Origin of the sequence: Pseudoduganella sp. RAF53_2, assembly GCF_052113985.1 — a bacterium.
Taxonomy (GTDB): domain Bacteria; phylum Pseudomonadota; class Gammaproteobacteria; order Burkholderiales; family Burkholderiaceae_D; genus Rugamonas.
In genome coordinates this window covers 1-3,988 of sequence record NZ_JBFRDW010000577.1, presented here as the reverse complement: position 1 = coordinate 3,988, position 3,988 = coordinate 1, and the positions used below count along the sequence as shown (strand labels likewise).

The 3,988-nt window shown below is 50.5% G+C and carries 3 protein-coding genes and 1 pseudogene; all 4 read left to right on the top strand.

Features of this window, described 5'->3' with window-relative positions; genetic code table 11:
- A pseudogene (locus AB4Z11_RS25735) lies at nt 1–192 on the top strand (hypothetical protein); the annotation flags it as partial.
- On the top strand, nt 189–905 hold the full coding sequence (locus AB4Z11_RS25730) for a hypothetical protein (protein ID WP_442028642.1): 717 nt from the start codon (nt 189–191) through the stop codon (nt 903–905). The pseudogene AB4Z11_RS25735 and the gene AB4Z11_RS25730, both read left to right, overlap by 4 nt.
- Nucleotides 906–1,089: 184 nt before the next feature.
- Nucleotides 1,090–2,733, top strand: coding sequence for a methyl-accepting chemotaxis protein (locus tag AB4Z11_RS25725; protein WP_442028641.1), 1,644 nt, complete (start codon nt 1,090–1,092; stop codon nt 2,731–2,733).
- A gap of 298 nt (nt 2,734–3,031) precedes the next feature.
- Nucleotides 3,032–3,754 carry a hypothetical protein gene (locus AB4Z11_RS25720; RefSeq protein WP_442028640.1) on the top strand — a complete coding sequence of 241 codons (723 nt, stop codon included), beginning with the start codon at nt 3,032–3,034 and terminating at the stop codon, nt 3,752–3,754.
- Nucleotides 3,755–3,988: the final 234 nt, after the last annotated feature.

The window sequence follows — 3,988 nt, the reverse complement described above, 5'->3', positions numbered from 1 at the left end:
GTAGTAGACAACGGAAAGTTTGTGGTGTCCGCTGGGATCGCCATGGGAATTGAAGCGTCGCTTTACACATTAGCCAAGCAGCAGGGCCAAGCACTAGCTGATGCCACGGCAGCGTATATGGAATATGACTGGCCATATCGTATTCCAGATGGTGTGCAGATTGTGACTGCAAATGAAGAGGGCTGCAAATGAGAAAGAAAATTCCTTTCGCCAACTGCGCAACCGCTTTAGCGATGACACTTCAACTTGTCTTCGTCAATACCAGCGCGCAGACATTAGAGGCTATTGATCCAAATTTACCGAAAATCGAAGTTACCGGTTTCCGCGATCCTGAGCTTATGGAATACAAAGATGTCGTGACGATCCGAAATGCCTTCTCGCATCTGGACAAGACACCGATTCGCGTCGCCTTAAGAGTGACGAATCGACGCACTGGAAAAGCTCCACGCAACTTGCGAATTAATTTCCTAGCTGACGGTAAGCAAACGGAAATTCCGGTTCGGTCGGGCCTGATCCTTTTGGATGAGCTACCGGTAAGCGAAAACCCTGATGCAGAGTTTGTATCAAATATGCGCAAAGGGTCGCTGAAGATGGAAATTCTCCTTGCTCTACATACGGAAGACTTAGGGCAAGTTCAGATGAGCGATGTGAGAAAAGCACTTGAAATCGGTAACGACGCCCTTGGCAAACTACCGTGGTATTTACGCCTAATACTCCCAAAGCTCGAAAGCGCGTTGGCTTGCTTCGCTGAGGAAAACGGATCAGTAACAATCGGAAAAACAGGCGCTCAAAAAACCCTCGATGCTTCACCCGCCGAAAATTGCGTCGAGTTCAAGCCAGCGATCTCGACTAATGATGCACCGATCGAGTTTAGCAAAAGTTTTCTTTATCTGCGATTGCAATAGTTTTATCAGCTTAGTGGCTGGATGGTAAGGGCCATCAGAAAATCCCTAGATGAGTCGGYACTGAGGAATGGGGCGTACTCAGGTTGATACAACAATGCATCAGGTCGTACGTCCCTTTCGGCGTTTTGCGAAATGCCTTATTCCCGGCCGCAGTTACTCGGCGCCTAAGCTTAAAGGAATCATCATGTTCAAGCTGCAGAACCTCAAAATTAAATCACTTCTCATCGGAGTCATTACTATCTTGGCAGCCCTTCTTGCCATATGTAGTGCTGGAGGCATCCTAACAGCGCGCAATGTCGCTGACGAAATGCGAGACTTCTCCGTCCAGGACTTCACAGTCGGAAAGATTAGACTCCTTATGGAATCCAATCGCAGTCAAATTCTGCAAGCGTTGCAACACAATCCGACGCTCGAATGGTCGCGGATGCATGACCATCCTCTGTCTGTTCATTTCAACAACATAAAAAAGAATTCAGAAGAAATTGCCAATCTTTGGGATCAATACCAGTCTCAGGTCACCGCTCAAGAAGAGAAGGAGTTAGGCAACAATTGGTATGCGGCTAGCGGCAAACTCGGGATGGACAGCATTGGAGCAGCAACGCGCGCGATCGAAGAGGGTCAATGGGAAGAAGCCCAAAAGACCCTTATCCGATCAATCAATCCAACCTACAGAACTGGCAATGAAGCTGCCGAAAAGCTTGCGACCTTTCTTACTGCGCGAGCTGAGAGTAACGTTCAAGGAATCCGCCGGGAAATCGACATTGCTTCCTACACGTTGACCAGTCTCCTCGTGCTTGGCCTGTTGATGGCACTTGTGCTCGGCACGTTTACCCTCCGAATGATTATGCGGCCACTCCGTCAGGCAATTGATGTTGCTAACCGCGTCGCAGAAGGCGACCTTCGGGAAGAGGTCACCGTCGAAACGACTAACGAGTTCGGCAATTTATTAACTGCGCTCAGTACGATGAATAATAATTTGAAGAACATTGTTTCGCGGGTACGCGAAGGCACTACCACTATCAGTTCGGCGACCAGCGAAATCGCGAGTGGCAACATCGACTTGTCTCGTCGCACAGAACAGCAGGCAGCGGCATTGGAAGAGACTGCGGCGTCGATCGAGCAGCTAACCTCAGCGGCGAAGCAAAGTGGCGACAACGCGCGACAAGCCGACGACTTGGCAGCGACCGCGTCTACCGTTGCAGCAAAAGGCGGAGAAATTGTCGCAGAAGTCGTACAGACAATCGGGGCTATCAACGATTCATCTAACAAGATCCGAGACATCATCGGCGTAATTGACGGGATCGCTTTTCAAACAAATATCCTGGCGCTTAACGCGGCAGTTGAAGCAGCTCGCGCTGGCGAACAGGGACGTGGATTTGCAGTTGTAGCTTCGGAAGTTCGTAACTTGGCTCAACGCTCGGCGAATGCGGCAAAGGAAATTAAAGTGCTCATCAATGCATCTGTAGAACGTGTTGAGCATGGAAGTAAATTGGCCGACCAAGCCGGCGGCACAATGGTCGAGATCGTGGCCAGCGCCAAGCGCGTCAGCGACATCATGAGCGAAATCAATGCTTCGATTCAGGAGCAACACAGTGGCATTGGTCAGGTCAACCATGCAATTGCGGAAATGGATAACACCACTCAGAGCAACGCCGCTATGGTCGAACAAGCGGCAGCAGCATCGCAGGCCTTGCAAGAACAAGCAGCAGCTCTATCTGGAGCAGTTGGGTTCTTTAAGGTAGAAGTTGGTAGCGCGACTAATGTTCGCGTACCTATGTCAAAGCCGCGTCAACCCAGTCAACCCGGCCAATTAATCCTGGTAGCCTAAACAAATTCGCGACGTCGGTGGCTAAGCAAATATGGGGCCACCGACCTCTTCGATTCGCCCTTCCCTTCGGTTAGCGTCTATGGTCCCAAGCTCGGGGCTCATCAATAATTGCCTCGACTTACGCAATTTACTCTAGCGAATTCAGCATAGCAGCTACGATTAATCCACGTTTATTCGAGTCTTGACCACTAGTAGATGCCGGGGAGAGGGGTTGTTCAGTAATAGAAGCGGCTGCAAGGTCGCGCTACTATAGAAGATGAAAAGATATCGCTCTATCCTCCTCGCATTTCAGATTGCTATGATCTCGAACGCCGGACTGGCCCAGGATCACCCCGTGCAAGATGAGCCTAGTGTCGAGGTGAAAGAAGTTAGAAATCCGGAGCTCCGTTCGTATCGAAATATCTTTGCGGGCTTAGCTGCTTTCGACGAGCATCGCGAGCTCGCCCCAGAAGCACCCGAGTTGCGCTTTCGCTTACTCCAAAGACGTGGTCAGCCACCATTGGAAAATGGTGAACCGCTGACTGTACGTATTAGAGGTAAGGGAAATCCAGTTGTCATCCATGTTGCAACGGATAACACCTTTGCCGTTCCTCGCATGCAGTCCTTGGTGGAAGAAGACGCGGACGTGATGCTCAACAGAAGAAAGGGCCTTGTTGAAGGAGTGGCGCTGGTGCGAACTCCAGGCTTACCCGATTCTGTTCGGCGCCTGGGAGACCTGAGGCTCGAATGTCAAGTGATGATTGCCATCGGCAAGCAAGAGGTGGGTTTCCTAAAGAGCGCGGTCGTTAGCACGTTCCTGCTCGGCCGCAACTGGTGCAAGCAGAAGAAAGCTCAGTTTTGGTTCGACGCCTCTCATCAGCTCGCAGGCGCAGTGCTTCATGAAGGCGATCGTACGGCTGAACTCAAAATTCGGGAGTCGTCATATTTGCCGCCTCTAAACGACGATAGCTGGTCCAATGATGCACTAATTGAACTCAAGTATCTTTCGCAAACAGATGCAAGTGTAAGTGCAGCTCAATGAGACGAACGCCACTCCAAAAGGACCTGACAGCTCTCAGGCTCCAGACTTAACTTGTGGATTGAATATGTACTAGATGCCCGTCTGTGCAAAGCCGCACGGGTTCCCCAACTACCGCAACGATCACTTATGCAACGACGATGATATACCGTTAATAGATTCAAAACTCACAGCTATTGAGCCCTTCTCCCAGGCCGGAGAACTCTACCTCCCCTCTGACCCAACAATGGTAAGCGC